The sequence below is a fragment of the Mycobacterium yunnanensis genome, assembly GCF_025823185.1.
Taxonomy (GTDB): Bacteria; Actinomycetota; Actinomycetes; order Mycobacteriales; family Mycobacteriaceae; genus Mycobacterium; species Mycobacterium yunnanensis.
Genome location: NZ_JACKVK010000004.1, coordinates 38120 through 57323 on the forward strand (window position 1 = coordinate 38120; position 19204 = coordinate 57323).

At 66.7% G+C, this 19204-nt stretch carries 19 protein-coding genes; 11 read left to right on the forward strand and 8 right to left on the reverse strand.

From position 1 onward, the window contains the following. Positions 1 to 92 precede the first annotated feature (92 nt). From H7K45_RS05585 to H7K45_RS05610, 6 genes are all read left to right on the forward strand, one after another. Positions 93 to 1148, forward strand: a complete 1056-nt coding sequence (locus H7K45_RS05585) for an aldo/keto reductase (RefSeq protein ID WP_263994789.1) — start codon at positions 93 to 95, stop codon at positions 1146 to 1148. Between the two features lie 374 nt (positions 1149 to 1522). Further along, on the forward strand, positions 1523 to 2887 hold the full coding sequence (locus H7K45_RS05590) for a pyridoxal phosphate-dependent decarboxylase family protein (RefSeq protein WP_263994790.1): 1365 nt from the start codon (positions 1523 to 1525) through the stop codon (positions 2885 to 2887). A gap of 39 nt (positions 2888 to 2926) precedes the next feature. Continuing rightward, positions 2927 to 3535 carry a CGNR zinc finger domain-containing protein gene (locus H7K45_RS05595; RefSeq protein ID WP_263994791.1) on the forward strand — a complete coding sequence of 203 codons (609 nt, stop codon included), beginning with the start codon at positions 2927 to 2929 and terminating at the stop codon, positions 3533 to 3535. Between the two features lie 370 nt (positions 3536 to 3905). Beyond that, the gene (locus tag H7K45_RS05600) at positions 3906 to 4178 is read left to right on the forward strand and encodes a hypothetical protein (protein ID WP_263994792.1); all 273 of its coding nucleotides are present in this window, start codon (positions 3906 to 3908) and stop codon (positions 4176 to 4178) included. Positions 4179 to 4541: 363 nt separating this feature from the next. Next, positions 4542 to 5105 carry a hypothetical protein gene (locus tag H7K45_RS05605; RefSeq protein ID WP_263994793.1) on the forward strand — a complete coding sequence of 188 codons (564 nt, stop codon included), beginning with the start codon at positions 4542 to 4544 and terminating at the stop codon, positions 5103 to 5105. Further along, positions 5102 to 5611 (forward strand): hypothetical protein, encoded by a 510-nt coding sequence (locus H7K45_RS05610; RefSeq protein ID WP_263994794.1) that lies wholly within the window; start codon positions 5102 to 5104, stop codon positions 5609 to 5611. Before H7K45_RS05605 ends, H7K45_RS05610 begins: the two co-directional genes overlap by 4 nt. Before the next feature lie 93 nt (positions 5612 to 5704). Here H7K45_RS05610 and H7K45_RS05615 read toward each other — a convergent pair whose 3' ends face one another. Genes H7K45_RS05615 through H7K45_RS05645 form a run of 7 tightly spaced genes read right to left on the reverse strand, consistent with a single transcriptional unit; the run spans position 5705 to position 11875 of the window. After that, on the reverse strand, positions 5705 to 6472 hold the full coding sequence (locus tag H7K45_RS05615; RefSeq protein WP_263994795.1) for a class II aldolase/adducin family protein: 768 nt from the start codon (positions 6470 to 6472) through the stop codon (positions 5705 to 5707). Further along, entirely contained in the window at positions 6469 to 7674 is a 1206-nt protein-coding gene (locus tag H7K45_RS05620) for an aromatic ring-hydroxylating oxygenase subunit alpha (protein ID WP_263994796.1), read from the reverse strand. The genes H7K45_RS05615 and H7K45_RS05620 overlap by 4 nt, the downstream gene beginning before the upstream one ends. Before the next feature lie 35 nt (positions 7675 to 7709). Then, entirely contained in the window at positions 7710 to 8552 is an 843-nt protein-coding gene (locus tag H7K45_RS05625; protein WP_263994797.1) for a sugar phosphate isomerase/epimerase family protein, read from the reverse strand. Beyond that, positions 8549 to 9511: a C-terminal binding protein gene (locus H7K45_RS05630; RefSeq protein WP_263994798.1), complete on the reverse strand. Its 963-nt coding sequence runs from the start codon at positions 9509 to 9511 to the stop codon at positions 8549 to 8551. The genes H7K45_RS05625 and H7K45_RS05630 overlap by 4 nt, the downstream gene beginning before the upstream one ends. Then, positions 9511 to 10290, reverse strand: coding sequence for an amino acid ABC transporter ATP-binding protein (locus H7K45_RS05635; protein WP_263994799.1), 780 nt, complete (start codon positions 10288 to 10290; stop codon positions 9511 to 9513). Before H7K45_RS05635 ends, H7K45_RS05630 begins: the two co-directional genes overlap by 1 nt. Then, entirely contained in the window at positions 10287 to 11018 is a 732-nt protein-coding gene (locus H7K45_RS05640) for an amino acid ABC transporter permease (RefSeq protein WP_263994800.1), read from the reverse strand. The genes H7K45_RS05635 and H7K45_RS05640 overlap by 4 nt, the downstream gene beginning before the upstream one ends. A 5-nt stretch (positions 11019 to 11023) precedes the next feature. Further along, positions 11024 to 11875: an ABC transporter substrate-binding protein gene (locus tag H7K45_RS05645; RefSeq protein WP_263994801.1), complete on the reverse strand. Its 852-nt coding sequence runs from the start codon at positions 11873 to 11875 to the stop codon at positions 11024 to 11026. 192 nt (positions 11876 to 12067) lie between these two features. Between H7K45_RS05645 and H7K45_RS05650 the strand changes: the two genes are divergently transcribed. Continuing rightward, positions 12068 to 12997 carry an Lrp/AsnC family transcriptional regulator gene (locus tag H7K45_RS05650; RefSeq protein WP_263994802.1) on the forward strand — a complete coding sequence of 310 codons (930 nt, stop codon included), beginning with the start codon at positions 12068 to 12070 and terminating at the stop codon, positions 12995 to 12997. 418 nt (positions 12998 to 13415) lie between these two features. Here H7K45_RS05650 and H7K45_RS05655 read toward each other — a convergent pair whose 3' ends face one another. Then, positions 13416 to 14543, reverse strand: a complete 1128-nt coding sequence (locus tag H7K45_RS05655) for a substrate-binding domain-containing protein (protein ID WP_263994803.1) — start codon at positions 14541 to 14543, stop codon at positions 13416 to 13418. 54 nt (positions 14544 to 14597) lie between these two features. On the opposite strand from H7K45_RS05655, the gene H7K45_RS05660 reads away from it, so the two are divergent. The 4 genes from H7K45_RS05660 to H7K45_RS05675 all read left to right on the forward strand — a co-directional run bounded on the left by H7K45_RS05660 (position 14598) and on the right by H7K45_RS05675 (position 19187). Continuing rightward, positions 14598 to 14963 (forward strand): MarR family winged helix-turn-helix transcriptional regulator, encoded by a 366-nt coding sequence (locus tag H7K45_RS05660; protein ID WP_263994804.1) that lies wholly within the window; start codon positions 14598 to 14600, stop codon positions 14961 to 14963. Positions 14964 to 15237: 274 nt separating this feature from the next. Next, on the forward strand, positions 15238 to 16482 hold the full coding sequence (gene fmdA, locus H7K45_RS05665) for a formamidase (RefSeq protein ID WP_263994805.1): 1245 nt from the start codon (positions 15238 to 15240) through the stop codon (positions 16480 to 16482). A 16-nt stretch (positions 16483 to 16498) separates the two neighbouring features. After that, the gene (locus H7K45_RS05670) at positions 16499 to 17548 is read left to right on the forward strand and encodes an alpha/beta fold hydrolase (RefSeq protein WP_263994806.1); all 1050 of its coding nucleotides are present in this window, start codon (positions 16499 to 16501) and stop codon (positions 17546 to 17548) included. A 277-nt stretch (positions 17549 to 17825) separates the two neighbouring features. Beyond that, on the forward strand, positions 17826 to 19187 hold the full coding sequence (locus H7K45_RS05675) for a phosphatase PAP2 family protein (RefSeq protein ID WP_263994807.1): 1362 nt from the start codon (positions 17826 to 17828) through the stop codon (positions 19185 to 19187). Positions 19188 to 19204 lie beyond the last annotated feature (17 nt).

The window sequence follows — 19204 nt, forward strand, 5'->3', positions numbered from 1 at the left end:
CGACCACACCGCACTTCGGGTGACTAGCCGCAAGACAGCAAGATGACGATCGACGCGTGGCGCCCGCCACGTGACTGACAAGGAGTAAACCCATGCGGTACAAAACCTTCGGAACGCACACCGGACTTCGTGTCTCGGAGTTGGCGCTCGGCACGGCCAATTTCGGCACCGGTTGGGGATCGGGAGCCGAGTTCGACGACGCAAAGACGATGTACGCCGACTACGTCGACGCCGGCGGCGTCTTCCTCGACACGGCCGACGTCTACCAGTTCGGCCAGTCCGAGACCTTCCTGGCCGATTTGATCGGAGCCGACCGCGACCAATTCGTCCTGGCCAGCAAGTTCACCCAGGGCGCTACTGCCGCGCCCGGTGTGTCCCGTACCGGCAACAGCCGCAAGGTGATGACCAGGGCGCTCGAAGACACACTGCGCCGGCTGCGCACCGACTACCTCGACCTCTACTGGGTGCACTGGCCCGACTTCGTCACCCCCGTCGACGAAATCGTCGAGACCATAGCCATTCTGGTCAACTCCGGGAAGATCCTGCACGCCGGACTGTCCAACTTTCCCGCGTGGCGCAGCGCGTATGCCGCCGGTCTGGCCGCCGAACGCGGCCAGTCGGCCAACATCATCGGCGTCCAGACCGAGTACAGCCTGGTCGAACGTAGCGCCGACCGGGAGATCCTTCCAATGGCCGAGGGACTTGGCCTTGGTGCCGTGCTGTACTCCCCGCTGGGAGGGGGCCTGCTCACCGGCAAGTACCGCAGCAGCGACGAAGGACGCCTCACCAGCCTGGGCGTGGTCATCCAGCGGGAGGACAGCGACCAGAAGACCGCGGTCGTCGACGCGGTGCTCAAGGTGGCGGCCGAGATCGGTTCCACCCCAGCACGGGTGGCCATGGCATGGGAACTCGAGCGCAGTCGCCGGTTCGCCACCACGGTGATACCCATCATCGGACCGCGGACGCCAGCACAGCTCGACGAGTACCTCAGCGCACTGGACGTCACCCTCGAGGATAGCCACTACCAACTCCTCACCGATGTCAGCGCCCCGGTGCTTGGCGCGCCCCATGACGACGCGGCAGGTCAGGCCGATGCGAGCCGGGGCCGAGTGGGTGCCGACTTCGTCCTCGGTTCACCGGTGGCCTAAGGAGTCATCGGCGTCAACGGGCGGTGTCGGTCAAGGAGACGGTCTCGTTGGGCCGCAACGGGGTGCGCCACGCCGTGTCGTGAACGGTCAGCGGGGAGGCCACGTGGTGCACCGGTCGGCGTGGGATGACTCTTCGCCGCAGAACGTGCATTGGATCGCCATCCGATTGGCACGCGTGCGGTAGGCGTTGCCCCAGCGCAATGGCATGGCCCCTCCTTGGCGTACTTGGACGCGGATGCGACCCCGCGACTGTTGCGGGACGACTTTCTCGAGGATGGTCGCCCGTGGGAGCGAAGCCGTTGACCGGCGCTTTCGCGCCGCGAGGTGCACGTCGTGGGGTGGTGCCATGCGGTCCGATGGTGTAAGAAGTAAACATGATTAGCCTCAGTCAAGAGCTGCAGCTCATGGAGGACGCCGACCGCCGTGCCCGGAGCTACACCGCGGGCATCGGCACGCGGCCGGTGTTCCCGACGGCCGACGCGCTGGCACACCTCGTCACGTTCGACGAGGACCTGCCGGACCACGGTCGTGATGCAGCCGAGACGCTCAAACTGCTCGACGATTACGGCAGCCCGGCGACGGTGGAGACGAACGGGGGCCGGTACTTCGGCTTCGTCACCGGCGCTGCGCTTCCCGCCGCAGCGGCGGCGGATCGACTGGTACTCGCCTGGGACAACGCCGGATTGGCCCACGTGACCTCGCCGACGGCGGCCAAGGTCGAAGCCGTCGCGTCGCGGTGGGTACTCGACGCGCTCGAGTTGCCCGATACGGCGGCCGTCGGATTCACCACCAGTGCCGGAGCCGGCACGCTGATCGCCCTGGCGTCGGCGCGACGCGCACTCCTGCAGCGCCACGGCTGGGACGTCGACGAGCACGGGCTGGCCGGGGCTCCCGTCATCCGTGTGGTCGCCTCGGAGCTGGCGCACGTCGTCGTCACCAAGGCGCTGCGAGTCCTCGGCTTCGGCACGGCGCAGGTCGTGCTCGCGCCCACCGACGTGTTCGGACGCGTCGACCCCGCCCGGCTGCCGCCCCTGGACGACAAGACCATCGTCGTGCTGCAGGCCGGTGAGGTGAACACGGGCGAATTCGACCCGTTCGACGAGATCATTCCGGCCGCCCGAGCCGCTGGCGCGTGGGTGCACGTCGACGGTGCCTTCGGGCTATGGGCGCGCGCCTCTGCCGTGCACAGGCATCTGACCGACGGCGTGGAGGGGGCCGACAGTTGGACCGTCGACGGTCACAAGTGGCTCAACACCCCCTATGACAGCGCCATGGTGATCCTGGCCGACCGCGACCAGTTGGCCGAGACGATGACCAGTGACGCGGCGTACTCCAGCACGTCGGCGGATTCGCAGAAGAACGTGACCCTGGAGTTCTCCCGGCGACCTCGAGGCATCGCCATCTGGGCGGCGTTGCGCACTCTGGGGCGCGACGGCGTCGCGGACCTGGTCGAGCGGACCGTGGCGATGGCAGCCGACATCTCGCGCAAGTTGCAGGAGTCGGGCTTCACGGTGGTCAACCGGGGCGTGATCAACCAGGTCATCGCCCGCGCCGACACCCCCGAGCAGACGGCACGCATCGTGGCCGCGGCGCAGGCCTCGGGCCGGACCTGGTTCGGCACCAGCGTCTGGCGGGGCGAGCCCGTCATGCGCATCTCGGTGTCGTCCTGGCGCACCACGGCCGCCGACGTCGACGACCTGGTCGACCTGCTGAGCAAGCTACGAATCGACCATGCATAGTTGCGACATAGCCAAAGAAGTTACGGGTAGGCTGTCACCATGAATGCAGTCTCGTGGCGGGCGACGTCCGACTTCGCGATGGACGCGGCGCCCGGGGAATTGGGTTTGGTGCACGACCTGATGAACACGGTGTCGGGTGGAAAGCCCAACCGGGTCGACCTCCTCGCCGACCTCGATTCGGCACGGGCCTGGCTCGAGACCAGCCTGAACAGCCTCGCCGCGGCGACCAAAAGCCCGCGCGTCGAGATCGAGCTTCTCGCAGACGACCTCGACGGCCTTCGCGCCCTTCGCGCCGATCTGCGGCATGTCGCGGCGATGAATCATGACGGTGCCGATCCCCATTCCGACGGACCGCTGCAGTCGGCCACCGCGGGGCTCCAACTCAACGGTGACGGAACCGTGGTGCTGCGACCGCGCGGCAGTGGTGCCCGTCAGTTGACGTCACTGGTTCTCTCGGTGATCTTGCGTGCCCAGCTTGCCGACACCTGGAGACGCGTCAAGGTGTGTCGAAATCCCAAGTGCGCAGCGGTCTTCTACGACCGGTCACGCAACAACAGCGGAGTCTGGCACGACGTACGCGTGTGCGGGAACGCGGCCAACCTGCGCGCTTCCCGCGCACGCCGCCAAGCGATGACCAAGAAGCCGTGATCGATCACCGAAGAGATGTGAGATCAGCCGCAAGGATCGGTGGTGACGCGTCCACGTCATCAGACGAGCCGGTGACATCCCGACGCGCGGACCCGTCGAAAGGGGCTGGTCGCGGCCTTGCGGACCTCCGTCACGGAGCGATGTCGGTGGGTCGGTGTAGACAAGCGGGTGGAAGCCCCGCCGCGCGCTCTTGGCTGAACGCAACTACGCGGCGGGGCTTCACTCTGGGGTGCACCCCATCGAGCGATCGTGCGCCGATGAAGTAGCGGGACCCACCAATTGTTGTGCCCGCCCCACGCCGATCCGAACCCTGCCGGGACCAGATACCGCACGACGAGCCGATTGGGGCTTGACGTCGCATAATCTGTTCATGGTCGACCGTGTGACATCCCGAACGGGTACGACGTCGGTCACCGTCTCCGCCACCTTGTCGCAGGACGCGTTGCGAGACGCCGTGAGGGACACCGTGAGCGCCGAGCTGGCGTCCACCGGCGAATACCTGGCCACCTTCGACTTCGGACCGCCACGCCGCTCCCACACCGAAGGCATGCGCTCATACGACGTCATGTTCCGCACCGGACCCAACGGCACTGCTGCCACCGGCCCCCACCTACCTGACGAGCCGCCACAAATCAGCGCCTAGCGGCGTCATGAGCGAAATGCGTTGCCCGCCAGTGGTGATATCCGCCGCGGCAACCTGTCGTCCCAGCCCATGACGCTCCGATTTGGCACCGTCCCCCGCAGCTAGGTGCACCGTTACCTCCCTAGGGGTGTAGTGAACTACCCCCCGGCGGTGGTCGACTGAGCCCCTGGCCGACCGGGAAGGAGCGTCACGCACCGACATTCAGCGACACAGGCCCCTCCGAAGGGTTTCGGCCCCCCGAGAGACGGCCATGAGTCACCAAGCGTCGCAACGTTTCCGAGCCCTCACAGTCTCGGTCGTGGACGACTCGTCGTGTCGACAACTTGCGGGGTACGCCCCGTGCAGCACGGGAGGTAAGCCGAAATGCCCAGTTGGATATGGATAGTGATTGCGATCGTCGTCGTAATCCTCCTCGTGACGGTGTTCGTCGTCGCCACTCGAGGTCGACGAGATTCCGACCGGCTCAAACAGCGATTCGGACCCGAGTACGACCGGACGGTCTACGAGGCCGGCGACGAGAAGCTCGCCGAGAAGGAACTCATGTCCCGCGAGCGCAAGCGGGACAAGCTCGACATCCGGCCCCTGAGCCCCGCGGCGTTGGACGGCTTCGCCCACCGGTGGCGGGCGGTGCAGACCGCGTTCGTGGACCATCCGTCGAGCGCGGTGGGGGAAGCCGATCTGCTCGTCACGGAGGTGATGCGGGAGCGTGGCTACCCGGTGGACGACTTCGACCGCCAGGCCGCCGACATCTCGGTCGACCATCCCACGGTGGTGGCGAACTATCGCGCGGCACACGACATCCATCTTGCCCAGCAGAAGCGGGACGTCGGCACCGAGCAACAGCGCCAGGCGTTCGTGCACTACCGCGCACTGTTCACGAAGTTGCTCGAATCGGAGAATGACAAGTCACAGGAGGCACGCGCATGACCACCCACGATGAACACATCGAACACGATCAGAACGCCCGTTTCGCCGATCAGACTGCGAGACATGACGATTGGTCGACGTCGGAACCGTCGTCGACGGAGACGGTGGCTCAGCCGGGCGACGAGCGTCTCGTCAGACCGTCGGACGAGCGTCTCGGGCACGTGGCGGACGACCGGGTCGACAAGCAGGCGGGGGGCGAGGTCACACAGCACGGATCGGCGACCGAACCGGCAGTCGGGGACGACCTCTTCGCCGACGACGAGATGGTCGGGCTCCGTGCCCGGTGGGACAGCGTTCAGGCCGGCTTCGTCGACGATCCACAGGAGTGCGTGCAGAAGGCCGACGGGTTGGTCTCCGACCTCGTCGACCAGCTGACGTCCAGCTTTGCCCATGCCCGGTCGCGACTCGAGGAGCAGTGGGCTCGCGGCGAGGAGGCGTCGACCGAGGATCTGCGGATCGCACTCAAGCGCTACCGCGAGTTCTTCGATCGCCTGCTCGCCGTCTGACGCTCCACCGCTGCGACACCGGCCCCTGCCCGACGGCGGGGGCCGGTGCTCGTGCGTCCGAAGAGACCCTGAGACAGCCGCCCCGGCAAGTCATCAGTCGCGGTAGTCCGGCTGCGTGCGATCGATCATTCGGAGCATTGCCGCCCAGGCCAGGTCGTAGCCCACGTCGTCGGTGAAGTCGTCCCCGGCAGCCTCACCGGTGAGCTGCTGCGCGGTGTGCTCGCTGATGCTGGGGTCCGGAACCACCAGCTCGCCGAGTCGGGATGCCGCGACTTGGATCTCGCATGCCTTGTTCAAGTAGTACATCCGCAGGAAGGCCCGCGCCGGAGTCGCGCCCACCGTCAGCAGGCCGTGGTTGCGCAGAATCAGTGCGTCGTGCTCACCCAGATCGTGGACGAGCCGCTTCTGCTCGTCGAGATTCAGCGCCACGCCTTCGTAATCGTGGTAGCCAACGCGGTCGAAGAACTCCATCGAGATTTGGTTCACCGGAAGGAGTCCCGACGCCGACGCCGCCACTGCGCATCCCGCGAGCGTATGCGTGTGCAGCACGCACATCGCGTCCTGGCGCGCAGCGTGGATCGCACCGTGGATGACGAACCCGGCCGGGTTCACGGGATGAGTCGTGTCGCCAATGACTAAGCCGTCGAGGTCGATTCGCACCAGGCTCGAAGCAGTAATCTCGTCGAAGAACAACCCGTAGGTGTTGATGAGGAAGTGGTCCTCCTCGCCGGGCAAGCGCACCGAGATGTGGGTGAACACGAGGTCGGTCATCCGGTAGTGGGCGACCAGTCTGTACACCGCGGCCAGTTCTCGACGCAATTCGGCCTCGGTGGCCGCGGGGTCGCGGCGCTCGATGCTCATGCTCGGCTGTCCCCGGCGTTTGGGCCGCCGACCCGGTCGGCGACCAGCTGCTGGAACATCGCGGTCACTTGATCCCAGTGCGGCACCAGACTAGTTCGGTCGGACGCCGGCGAGTGGCGTCCCGCCTGCAGCTTCTCCAGGATCGGCAGGTCCTGTTCGTTGACCCCGAACAGGACCTCGGCCAGGCGCTTGCGGTTGACCGAGTGATCCTCGGATGTCCCGTCCTGGTCGACGAAGATCGCCATGTGTTCGACGGTGCGATCGGCGCTCACCGCGTCGAAACCGATCACCTGGAACCAGTCCGCCTCCAGGAACAGCAGCGCGTTGGGGAACACGCAGAAGATGTCTTGACTCTCGGTCTTCTCTGGAGGGACTGCGCCAAGGAACGGCAGGGCGTCGGACGTCTTCGCCGCCTTTCCCGTCGCCCCCCGCGGATAGCAGCCGCCGATGATCTCCGGCGCCAGTGCCTCGTCGTCGACGTCGAGTGAGGAGTTCACCGGCCCGACCTGAGGATGAATGAAGGGCAGGTGATAGAAGTCGAGGAAGTTCTCGACGACCAGCTTCCAGTTGGCGGCGATGTCGAAGACTCGCTCGTCGGCCAGCCGGATCCGGTCGAAGTCGATGTGCGACCACCGCTGGGCCAGCGGCGCGACGAACCGGTCGAAGGACGCCGTGGCCGCGTCCATGTCGCGTTCGCCAAGGTCGACGAACACCATCCCGGCCCACACCCGGCTGGCCACTGGCAGCAGGCCCAGCGCCCGCGGGTCGGCAGGCCCGCCACGGCCCTGCCGTTCGCGCTGGAAGTACGGGGTGACCGCGAGGCTGCCGTCGAGGTCGTAGGACCAGCAGTGATAAGCGCATTGCAGGCGGCGCTTGACCCTGACCGGCTCCTCCGTCAGTGCCATCCCGCGGTGCCGGCACGAGTTGTGGAAGACGCGAAGCTCGTCGTCCTCACCCCGGATCATCAGAAGTGGTCGTCCCGCAACGGTGATCGGCTTGACCTGTCCCGTTTCGGCCACCCAGTGGGCGTATCCGGCCCATACCCAGCCGGCGGCGAAGATCCGCTCGCGTTCGACCTCGTGGGCTGCGGCGGTGGTGTACGCGCGCGCAGGAATCAGTGCGCGCTGGGAGCTGTCGCTGGTCAGTGGTCCCGTCGCCACGCGGTTGCCCGTCGAGGTGATTCTGAAGTCGACCTCGTGCATCGTGTGCCGTCCAATCCTCGTGGTGCCGTCGCCGGTCATGTGCCGCGTGCCGAATCGAAGGCCGCTGCAGCCCAATCCATCAACGTCGTCGACTCCGCCCAACGGTCTGAGACCTGCACTCCGTGGGCGTCGGTGATCGCATACGGCGTGGTCCCTAGCTCGGTGACGAAGCGCACCGGCCGGTCCGGGTGCCGGCGCAGCAGCGATGCGAACCCCGTGGCCCACCAGTCCCGGAACCGGGCCTCCCACGGCTGCGCCATGGGATGACCGAGCGGCACCTGGATTTGGGCCCGCGTGGCGATCCGCCCCTGCAGGGAGCCCGATCGGTCGAGGACGGTGGCGACGAGGGAGTCGTAGTCCGGATCGGGTGCCTCGGGGATCTCGTGCGCGCAGACGTAGTGCGACAAGTCGGCGGCGAGCTCGATCGACTCGTCGAGGCCCTCGAGCAGCATGCAGGTGAACCGCAGGTCGTTGGTGACCGTGTTGCGATGCGTCTCCAGCTGCATCTCGATGCCGGCGTCCGCGCACATCTGGCTCCACGTGCCGAGAAGGTCTGCCAGTCGGGGCACGTCGAATCCGAATACCCGTGCACAGCAGATGATCCAGTCCGCGTCGATCGTCCTCGCGTAGCCAATCGCCTCGCGCATGTCGTCGTCGGAGGAGGCGAACACCAGAACGCATCCGCGCAGGCCGTGCGCGGCCAGCATCGGGGCGATGTCGGTCGCCGCGGGAGTCTGCCGGGCGCCCAAGTCGACTCCGACGCCCGCGTAGCCTGCCTCGGCGATCCGTGTCACCTGCTCGGACAGCGTCCACGGTGTGCCCCGCCACGGCAGGTCTTCCATCGCCCACATCGATTGATAGAGCTGCAGTTCCGTCATGGCCGCACCTCGTTGATGGCGCGATTCGGACGGCCGTTGGTACGCCAGGACACCACCGCGTCGGCTTGGCGTCGCACGTATTCGGCGTCGGTCTTGTCGGACAGAAAGCCGACGTGCGGTGTCGTGAACACCCTGGGATGGGCGAGCAGCGGGTGTGAAGCGGGCAGGGGTTCTTGGGTGAAGACGTCCAGTGCGGCGCCCGCCAGCTGGCCCGACTCGACGGCGGCGAGTAGTGCGTCGGCGTCGACGACCGCACCTCGGGAGACGTTGACGACATGTGAACCCCGGGGCATCTGCGCGAAGGCGGCGGCGTCGAGCAACCCACGGGTGTCGTCGGTCAAGGGCAGGAACACGGCAAGCACGTCGCTGACGGCGAGCAGTTCCGCGTAGGGCACGCCGTCCACCCCCGGTACGACCGCGGCGCCGGGACGTTCGACGGCCACCACGCGTCGCGCCGCCCCGCGGGCGAACTCGGCGTAGCGACGGCCGATGGAGCCGAGACCCAGGATGCCCACCACGAGGTCGGACAACCGCCGCGGGGCCTCAGCGGGTCGGGCGTCCCACGGGTGCTCGACGCCGGAGCGCATGAAGAACGGAAGCCGGCGGATCAGCGCGAGGGTGAGCGCCCAGGCGTGGGTCGCGACCTCCTCGCTGGCGACCGGCCCCACCGTCGCCACCCACACCCCGCGGCGCGAGGCGGCCTCGACGTCCACGTTGTCCGAGCCGTTCGACAGCAGCGAGATGACGCGCAGCTTGGGCAACCGCTCGAGCAGGGCGTCGTCGACTGGCGCATAACCAACCAGCAGCGCCTCGGCGTTCCTGGCCGCGGCGGCGAGGACGTCGGGGTCGCGGGACTGCGCGTAGTCCACCTCGAAACCGTTGGCACGCAACAGTTCCATTCCCGGCGTGGGATCGTCACCGTCGTCGAGGTCGGTGTAGACCGCGAGGGGTGCGCGCATCAGTGGCCCACCCCACGCAGATGGGAGAGGAACTGGCGGGTGCGGTCGTGGCCGGGGTCGTCGAAGAACTGGTCAGGAGGAGCCTGTTCGACGATTACGCCGCCGTCGAAGAGCATGACCTCGTCGGCCACCCGTCGCGCGAACCGGGTCTCGTGGGTCACCACCACCATGGTCATGCCGGCGTCGGCGAGACTCTCCATCACCTCGAGCACCTCGCCGACCAACTCGGGGTCCAGTGCGGAGGTGGGTTCGTCGAAGAGCATCACCGAGGGGTTGGTGACCAGGGCGCGGGCTATCGCCACCCGTTGTTGTTGACCGCCGGACAATTCGCTCGGGTAGTGCCGCAACCGGTCGGCCATGCCCACCCGTTGCAGCATCGCCTCGGCCTTGGTGACGGCGTCGGCCTTGCTCAGGCCGACCACCTCGGTGAGCGCAAGCGTCACGTTGCGCAGGACGTCGAGATGGGCGAAGAGGTTGAAACGCTGGAACACCATGCCGATGTCGCGGCGTTGCACGGCCAAGTGGCGCTCGGGGAGTCGGCGCGTCGAACCGTTGGACGAGGTGCTGACGCCAACCTGCTTGCCGTTCAACAGAATCTCACCGGCATCGGGATGCTCCAGGAGCGCCATCAGTCGCAAGATCGTCGACTTGCCCGAGCCCGACGGACCCAGGAGCGCCTTGACTTCGCCTCGCGCGACCGTGAAGTCGACGCCCTTGAGGACCTCGGTGTCTCCGTAACGGCGATGCAGGTCGACCGCCTGCAGGACGGGCGCGCTCATGCGGGCACCGCGGTGGTGACCGTGGGGTTGGCACCCTGGCCGACCCGCCCCGCCGAGATCCAGCGGTAGCGGCGCTCGACGACGTGTTGCACGGCCATCAGCGCCGAGACGATCACCAGGTAGTAGATCAGCGCGGCCGAGTAGTACTCGGCGTAGCGGAAGGTGACCGACACCTGCGACTGGGCGGTGGTCAGGAGCTCACGCAGCGAGATCACCGATGCCAGCGACGTGTACTTCAACATCGCGATCAGCTCGTTGCCCGACGGGGGGATTGCGACCTTGATGGCTTGCGGCAGAACCACTTTGAACAACACTTTGTGCGGTGGGAGGCCGAGGGCGCGGGCCGCAAGGTGCTGTCCGTCGTCGACGGAGAGCAGCGCCGATCGGAGGATCTCCGCCATGTACGCGGCCTCGACGATCGAGAAGCCGATCAGCGCCGCGAGGAAGGGCGTGAACCAGTCATCCCGCAACGCAGGCAGCAGCTGCGGCCCGGCGTTCCAGATCAGCAGCAGGACCAGCAACGTCGGAATGGCCCGGAAGAACCAGACGTAGGCGCCTCCGATGGCGGTGGCGATCCGGTTGGACGAGATCCGCAGCAGTGCGACACCGAAACCCACGATCGACGCCAGCACCATGGCGCACACCGCGAGCGCGACCGACAACATGGCGCCGTGAAGGAACGCGCTCGACGTCAGGGCAGCGGTGAACATGTCCCATTCGAAGTCCATCGCGGTCAGGGGCTGACGAGGCGAGAAGGATCGAGTCCGTATTTCTTGGCCAGGTCCGGCAGCGTTCCGTCGGAGATCAGTTGCTTGATCCCGGCGGTGACGGGCTGCGTGAGCTCCGAGCCCTTGCGGGTGAACACCCCGAACTGGGTCTCCGCAGGAAAGATCCCGGGCTTGGAGACGAGCTTGCCGCCCGACTTGCCGACCATGTCGACGACGGCGACGTCGGTTTCGATCAGCCCGTCGGCCTTGCCGTTGGTCACTGCGGCGACCGTCTCCGCGGTCTTCGGGTAGGGCTGAATCGTGATGCCCGGCTTGCCCGCGGCGGCGAACTTCTCCGAGAGGTCCTTGAGTGTCAGCTCATTCGATCCGCCGCCTTGCACGGCCACGGTCTTGCCGGAGAGGTCGTCGGCCGTGCGGATGGAATCGTCTCCACTGCGGACGATCAACCCGGGGCCGGTCTTCATGAACGGGACACCGTCGGCGACCTTCTGGCGCTCGGGGCTGACGTACAGCGCAGACCAGGTGATGTCGCAACGCTTGGCGTTCAACGCGGGGATGAGACCGTCGAACGAGGTGTTCTGAAAGACCACCTTGACGTCCCAGAGCTTGCCGAGCGCACGGGCACCGTCGGAGTCGAACCCCGTCGGGTTGGCCGTGTCCCCATTCTCCAGGTACTCCATCGGCGGGTACTCCGGGTCCGTGCACACCGAGAATTGGCCCGCTTGAAGCAGTCCGGCGGGGGACTTGCCTGACGCCGCACTCGGCGTGCTGCCGCCGCCACACGCGCTGAGCAGGACGGCGCTCAGTGCCGCACCGACGATGGTGGCGACGTACGCAGGCTGGCTCCGCCGGTTCATGAGTACTCCTGTGGGTGGGCTGCAGGGTGCAGTGAAACCGTAAGAGCGACGGTGCGAACCATCAACACCAGATATGCACCGGTATCGCGTGTATTCGATGATTTGCATTCATTGCTGGTCGATAACGCACGAATATGCTTCCGCATGCTGTCAGACTGCAGATCTGTGCGGTGAAGGCGAGGTGTTCGACGATTGTTAAGTTCAGATGACCTGCGCGCCGGTGCTCGACTCGACGACCTCGACGACCACATCCTCGCGGCGTTGCGCCTCGACGGGCGGATTGGCCCGGGGGAGTTGGCAACGCGCCTCGGGGTGTCCCGTACGACGGCCTCGAAGCGGCTCGCGGCACTGCTGCACACGACCGACGTGCGCGTGGTCGGGATGGTGCATCCGGAGACCGTCGGCGTGCGCTCCCTGGCGCACGTGTCCATAGCCACCGACGCCCCGGCCGTCGAGGTCGGCAGCCGCCTCGCCACCCGCCCCGAGGTGCCATTCGTGTCGCTGGCCAGCGGTGCCTATCCGTTGATCGCCGAGGTCCGCGCCCACGATGACGTCGAACTCTCCGAACTGCTCGACGTCATTCGCTCCATGGACGGCGTCGAGTCGACCGAGACGCTCGTCTACACCGATCTCGTGCGCGACGTCCTCGGACCGACGAAGGTCTCGGCGGCGTGGCTCGACGCCGTGGACCGGCGGCTGCTGTCGTTGTTGCAGCTCGACGGCCGGATGCCCTACACCGCGCTGGCCGCCGGATCGGGGGTCTCGGTGGGAACGGCTCGTGCGCGCACCCTGCGCATGATCGAGGCCGAGGTGGTCCGCATCGGTGCGATCGCAGCGCCGGGCAGGGAGGGACGCAAGGTGGACGTCGGGCTCGGGGTCCGCATGCGGGGACGAGCGGGCGACGGCGTCGAACAGCTTCGTCAGTTGGCCGAGATCCGATTCCTGGCCACGACGATCGGGCGGTACGACGTGGTTGCGACGCTGCACGCCGACACCCTGGCCGACGTGGTGACCGCCCTGGAACGGGTTCGGGACCTGACGGCGGTGACGCAGCTGCACAGTTGGGTGCACCTGCACACTCTCAAGGAGAGCTACCGCTACCCGATCGAGACGGGACGATGACGCGCTCGCGGACGACCATGTCTCGGTAGATCGGGGCCTGGCGCCTCAATCGTCGTACGGCGGCGGTCGGTCGTCGACGAACGCGGCCACGGCGGTCTTCGTGGCCCACAGCAGTGCCGCATGACGGTCATACTCGCCGTGGCATTCGAACCCGTCGTTCGTCATCGTCGTCAAACCTCTTGTGTCAGTAGTCTCTTGCTGCAATTCAGCGATGAGACGACTATGTCCTGGCGGTCACCGCGAGTCTGTCCGTCGAGTGGTGGAAAGGACGGAGGAATCTGGTGTCCGCCGATCGGGGGACGGAGGGCGCAAGTCACCCATAGTCGATGCTAAGTCCGCCGGCAGTGGTGCCCGTGCACCAATTTCTTCGATCGCCCGATCGGGCCAGACGGGGCGGTCCTGCGTGCCCGAGGGTCAGTCAGCGCACGCGGGCGACGACGTCGAGTTCGACACCGCGCGCCTTTGCCATGTGGACGGGATGCCGCGCGGACCCCCGGTGCAGGTCGACCGCTCCGTGAGGCGAGTCCCATCCCCATTTGTGGAAGGCGCGTCGTGCATCCTCGACCGTCGGCATCGAGGTGCCGGCGATTCCCGCGAGCAGATGGACCCCGGAGTACGTGGTCTCGGCCATGGTGCCCGGGGGCGGGGCGGCTGACTCGTCGGCCGGTCCGATCCCGTTCACGAGGTCGAAGGCGCGCCCAAAGCCGGCCGTGAAATCGGCGGCCGAGGCGGAGTCGAGACCGGCGAACCATCCCGCAGAGATGAAGAGGTTCGCGGTCGCTCGGGCACCACTGGCGAGGATCACGGTCTCGTCGGTGAACGGGCTGAAGCGGGTGATCGTCGCGTCCAAGCCCTTCTCGCCAAATGCTCGGTTGAAGCGCACTGCGTCCGACCCCACCAGCAGCGAGATCACGCCCTGCGCGCCGCTGTGGACGATGGCGTTCAGCACGCGGTCCCAGCTCTCGGGATCGTGGGTGCCGAGGGGCACGAACCTCTCGCCGAGTATCTCGACACCGGTGTCGCGCAACCCGACTCGCGTCGCGGCGGCTGTTCCGCGGGGCCACACGTAGTCGTTGCCGACGATGAACCACGTACGCAGCCGCTCCTCGGCGCGCAACCAGTGCAGTGAGGCCACGATTTGGTCGCCGGGAACTTCCCCGCTGCACAGCACGCCGTCGCTACGCTCGCCACCCTCGTACGCCGCGGCGTAGACGTAGGGCACGTGGCCGCCGACGACCTTGGCGATGGCCTGGCGCGCATTCGACAGGTGCCACCCGGTGACGGCGTCGATCGAGCCGGTCTCCAAGAGTGCCCCGATCGTGGTGGCCACTGCCGCCGGGTCGCCGCTGCCGTCGACGTGGACGAACTGCACGCTGCGACCGGCGACGCCGCCCGCTGCGTCGATTTCGGCGGCCGCCAGTTCCGCTGCGGCATGGCACTCCAAACCGAACATGCCCGCCGGACCCCGCCGAGGCAGCACGAGGGCGACTCGATAGTCCGTGGGGTTGCACGCGTGAGATTCCAGAACCGGCGCGCCATCTGGCATGCTGGCTCGGGCTGCGGTCTGGCCGCGGGTGGAGTCGTTTGCAGAAGGCAGGTCATGGAAGCTGTCGCGGATACCCTCGAATTGCTCCGGCGGGCGGCCGTCGTGACCGCACGTCTCGAGGCCGCGCTGTCGAGTAGCGATCTCACGGTGGATCGCTGGCGCGCCCTGGCTCACATCGAATCCAATCCGGGCTGCTCGATGTCCGACCTCGTCGACGCCGTGGTCGTCCCGTCGACGTCGGCGACTCGCATCGTCGACTTCCTCGTGGAGCTTGGCGCAGTGTTCCGCACGCTGTCCCCGCGTGACCGTCGCAGGACGACGTTGCGCTTGTCCTCCCATGGTCAAGGGCTCCTCCGTGACGTCGAGCCGACGATCGCGCGGATCTGTTCGTCTCTGGTGACGGAGACCTCCCTACCGTAGAGCTCGCTGCGAACTGGCGCAGACCGTGCGCTTGCGCTTGACGTTCCGCAGCGGGGGTGTAGGTTCAGCGATATTGATCCCATTTGGGAGCAATGCCGTCGGTCAGCGGGAGGCGCGCCATGGCTGGTCACCAATATCGCTGTCTCGCACATGGTTTCACGCGAGTGTCCTTTCCGATCGGTACCGCTCCCGCCTGCGTAGTCACCAGGCCGGCCGCGGCCCTAGTTCCACCGAAGAGTCCCGTTCGTTCCCGAGGTTGATTGAGGAGACCGCCGTGCCAGACGTCATATTCCCCGTCGATCAAGCCAAGCCGTTTCGCGAGCAGGAGCTGGTCGGCCACAACCGTTGGCACCCAGACATTCCCGCCGTCGCCACCGTCAAGTCGGGTGACACGTTCCGCGTCGAATCGAAGGAGTGGTTCGACGGAACGATCGTGAACTCCGACGACGCGAACGACATCCGCGATTGCGACTTGTCGATGGTGCACCAGCTTTCCGGACCGTTCGCCGTCGAAGGAGCGCAGCCGGGCGACCTACTGGTGGTCGACATCCTGGACGTCGGACCCGTTCCGCAGGAGACCGGTCCGGTGGCCGGCCAGGGCTGGGGCTACACGGGACTGTTCGCCAAGGACAACGGCGGCGGCTTCCTCACCGACTGGTTTCCGCAGGCCTACAAGGCCGTATGGGACTTCGCCGGGCAGACGGCGACCAGCCGGCACATCCCGGGTGTCGAATTCACCGGGCTCATCCATCCGGGTTTGATGGGTACCGCGCCGAGTGCGGATCTGCTCGCCACCTGGAACGCCAGAGAAGCGGCGCTGATCGCGACGGATCCCGAACGCGTTCCGCCACTGGCGTTGCCGCCACTGCCGCCGAACGCGGTCCTCGGTAGCCTCACCGGCGCCGAGTACGAGCGCGTCGCTGCCGAGGCGGCCAGGACCGCGCCGCCACGCGAGAACGGTGGCAACCAGGACATCAAGAACCTCTCCAAGGGCAGCCGAATCTTCTACCCGGTGTTCGTCGACGGCGCCAACCTGTCGCTGGGTGATCTGCACTTCTCTCAGGGCGACGGTGAGATCACGTTCTGTGGCGCCATCGAAATGGGTGGATACATCGACCTCCGAGTCGAGATCATCAAGGGCGGAATGGAGACCTACCGCGTCACCACCAACCCAATCTTCATGCCAGGCAACGTCGAACCGCGATACTCCGAATTCCTCACCTTCGTCGGCTTCTCCGTCGACCGCAAGGGCACCCAGCACTTCCTGGACAGCACTCTGGCCTACCAGAACGCCTGCCTGAACGCGATCGAGTACCTGTCCACATTTGGCTGGACGCGCGAACAGGTCTACCTGATGCTGGGCGCGGCGCCCGTCGAAGGACGCCTGTCGGGGGTCGTGGACGTCCCGAATTCCTGTGCCACGCTCTATGTTCCGACGGCGATCTTCGACATCGACGTCCGGCCGTCGGCGCAGGGTCCACAACGCGTCGACCGCGGACAGTGTGCGGTCAGCACCTAGAGTCAAGGAATCCTTCATGCCTGCACCCACCGATGCCGAGTACTTCGAACTCGGCGACTTCACACTCCAGGGCGGCGCCACGCTGCGAGGCGCGACGCTGGCCTACAAGACCTACGGCACGCTCAACGCCGACAAGACCAACGTCATCGTCTACCCCACGTGGTACTCGGGGTGGCACACCGACAACGAGTGGTTGATCGGCACCGACAAGGCCCTCAACCCCGACGAGTGGTTCATCGTCGTGCCCAACATGCTGGGCAACGGACTCTCCTCGTCGCCGTCGAACACCCCGTCGCCCTACGATCGGGCCCGCTTTCCGGCCGTCACCTTCTACGACCAGGTAGAGGCGCAACACGCACTGGTCACCGAGAAGTTCGGGGCGTCGACGATCGCGCTGGTGACCGGATGGTCGATGGGTGCCGGCCAGACCTACCAATGGGCGGTGAGTCACCCGGAGATGGTCCAACGCGCCGCACCGTTCTGCGGGTCGAGCAAGACCGCGCCGCACAACCAGGTCTTCCTCGAGTCCCTGATCGCCGCACTCACCGCCGACGCGGCGTGGGCTGACGGCGACTACTCTCCGGACGCGTTGCCCGTCAAGGGATTGCGCGCCTTCGCCCGGGTGTATTCGGGGTGGGGATTCTCCCAAGCGTTCTACTGGGACGAGGCGTGGCGTGAGATGGGGTTCACCTCCCTCGACGACTTCCTCTACGGCTTCTGGGAGAACTTCTTCCGCGACGGGCGCGATCCCAACAACCTGATCACCATGCTCCGCACCTGGCACAGCGGAAACGTCGGCAACACACCGAGTTTCGGTGGTGACGTCGAGAAGGCGCTCGCCTCCATTCGCTGCCCGCTGCTGGCGATGCCCGCCGAGAAGGATCTCTACTTCCCTCCCGAAGACGAGCAGTGGGCGACGCAGTTCATCGCCCACGGCGAGGTGCGCGTCATTCCCGGTGTCTGGGGTCACTTCGCCGGGGGAGGGCCAAACCCCGTGGACACCGCGTTCATCGACGCCGGCATCCGAGACCTGCTCGCCAGACCGGGTTACTCACCGCAGGGCTGAGCCTGGGCCTAGACCTGTGGTGAGGATCACGGTCCGAAAGCCTCGCTCGCAACGATACTTTTAGTATCTTTTTCGTAGACGCCGGCCGAGGATGTCTACCAAGTTCATCTCGATGAAGCTGTTCGCGGATGCCCATTGGGGGCATGTACCAACTCGCGGCGACACATCCTCAGCTGGCGTCTTTTGGACTCCAGGCAGCAGCCGAGTCCCGGGAAACCATGCGACGAGCCGGACGTGATTCCTACGATGGGTCCTTCCCCCATCAAAGGATTCTCGAGTGACGTTGCGTGGATGTCTGCTAGTCGTCATGGTGACCGTCGGCGCACTGCTGTGCCCCGCCACGGCCTCGGCCCAGAGGGCGACGAGTTTGGCCGTCCTCCGCGGGCTGGTGCCCGTCACCACGCTCGGCGGCACCGATGCCGGCCGGGCCGCCCTGGCCGCCAATCTGACCGTCACCGGGGCCATCCAGGACGGGACGTCCGCCCAGCCGACGCTCCTTCCCTTCGCCGATCAGCAGCAGCAGGCGTTGCGAGACGCCTTCATCACCGACGGCAACGCCTATCAGCTCGCCGACGGCCTGGGGACCTCGCTGGGCAACGCCTATCAACGGTTGACGTCGGTCACCCGTGACGCCGACGGCAACGAGGACTTCACCAACGTCTCTCCGAGCGTCGCGAATGTCATCGCCTTCGCGTCGAACACGACCAAGGCCGACTCCAACGCGGGAAAGTACTTCTTCGCCAACGCCACCACCGACGGCAAGGAGCCGGTGTCGGCTGAGGCGTCGTCGATCCTGCGTCAGGCGGGCGGGGTCACCGACGTCTTCGGCAAGGCATACGCCCGACCCGCGGGAAGCGAGGGCGCCGACGCCTACGGCAACTCCCGACCGTTCCAGACCGAGCCGCACCTGGTGACCTACGACGGGCCCGACTTCTTCGGCGCCCCGTCCGACAGTTCGTCCTGGTTGCGCGGGCCGGCCCAAGATCTCGTCGACAGCCCGTCGTTCCCCAGCGGCCACACCACCTACGGTTACACCGAATCGCTCGTGCTGGCCCTGTTGGTGCCCGATCGCTACCCGGAGATGATGGCGCGAGCCGCCGAGTACGGAAACGACCGCATCATCATCGGCGCGCACTTCGCCATGGACGTGCTCGGCGGACGAACGCTGGCGACCTACGACATGGCGCATCTGCTGGCGAACACGTCGCAGTACGTGGGCGTCGACCGGGGTGGGGTGCGAATCGACGACTTCCGCCAGGCGCTGGCCGCGGCTCGCAACGATCTGTCCGCGGCGCTCGCCACGGCGTGCGGGAACGCCGTCGCCGCGTGCGCGAGGGACGACCAAAGCCGTTTCTCTCAACCCGAGGCCAACGCCGTCTTCGTCGACACCACTCAAACCTATGGCCTGCCAAGCGTATTCGGGCAGAACGCGGTTGACGTCGGCAAGGTCGCGCCGGAAGCCGGCTACCTGCTGACCGCGGCCTATCCCTACCTGTCACTCGACCAGGCCAACGCCATCCTCACGCAGACCCTGGGGCCGGGCGGTGGTTTCCTCGACGACGGAAGTTCCTTCGGGGTGTACTCGCGACTCGATCTTCACCGCGCGGCACAGCGGGCCGTCGAGGTGGCGCCGAGGTAGGCGTCTGCACGCTCACG

Coding starts and splice junctions, on each gene's coding strand:
- H7K45_RS05595 (WP_263994791.1), top strand. CDS start 2,927: ATGAATGCAGTCTCGTGGCGGGCGACGTCCGACTTCGCGATGGACGCG.
- H7K45_RS05660 (WP_263994804.1), top strand. CDS start 14,598: ATGGAAGCTGTCGCGGATACCCTCGAATTGCTCCGGCGGGCGGCCGTC.
- H7K45_RS05620 (WP_263994796.1), bottom strand. CDS start 7,674: ATGCACGAGGTCGACTTCAGAATCACCTCGACGGGCAACCGCGTGGCG.
- H7K45_RS05615 (WP_263994795.1), bottom strand. CDS start 6,472: ATGAGCATCGAGCGCCGCGACCCCGCGGCCACCGAGGCCGAATTGCGT.
- H7K45_RS05670 (WP_263994806.1), top strand. CDS start 16,499: ATGCCTGCACCCACCGATGCCGAGTACTTCGAACTCGGCGACTTCACA.
- H7K45_RS05635 (WP_263994799.1), bottom strand. CDS start 10,290: ATGAGCGCGCCCGTCCTGCAGGCGGTCGACCTGCATCGCCGTTACGGA.
- H7K45_RS05645 (WP_263994801.1), bottom strand. CDS start 11,875: ATGAACCGGCGGAGCCAGCCTGCGTACGTCGCCACCATCGTCGGTGCG.
- H7K45_RS05655 (WP_263994803.1), bottom strand. CDS start 14,543: ATGCCAGATGGCGCGCCGGTTCTGGAATCTCACGCGTGCAACCCCACG.
- H7K45_RS05605 (WP_263994793.1), top strand. CDS start 4,542: ATGCCCAGTTGGATATGGATAGTGATTGCGATCGTCGTCGTAATCCTC.
- H7K45_RS05600 (WP_263994792.1), top strand. CDS start 3,906: ATGGTCGACCGTGTGACATCCCGAACGGGTACGACGTCGGTCACCGTC.
- H7K45_RS05640 (WP_263994800.1), bottom strand. CDS start 11,018: ATGGACTTCGAATGGGACATGTTCACCGCTGCCCTGACGTCGAGCGCG.
- H7K45_RS05625 (WP_263994797.1), bottom strand. CDS start 8,552: ATGACGGAACTGCAGCTCTATCAATCGATGTGGGCGATGGAAGACCTG.
- H7K45_RS05610 (WP_263994794.1), top strand. CDS start 5,102: ATGACCACCCACGATGAACACATCGAACACGATCAGAACGCCCGTTTC.
- H7K45_RS05585 (WP_263994789.1), top strand. CDS start 93: ATGCGGTACAAAACCTTCGGAACGCACACCGGACTTCGTGTCTCGGAG.
- H7K45_RS05590 (WP_263994790.1), top strand. CDS start 1,523: ATGATTAGCCTCAGTCAAGAGCTGCAGCTCATGGAGGACGCCGACCGC.
- H7K45_RS05630 (WP_263994798.1), bottom strand. CDS start 9,511: ATGCGCGCACCCCTCGCGGTCTACACCGACCTCGACGACGGTGACGAT.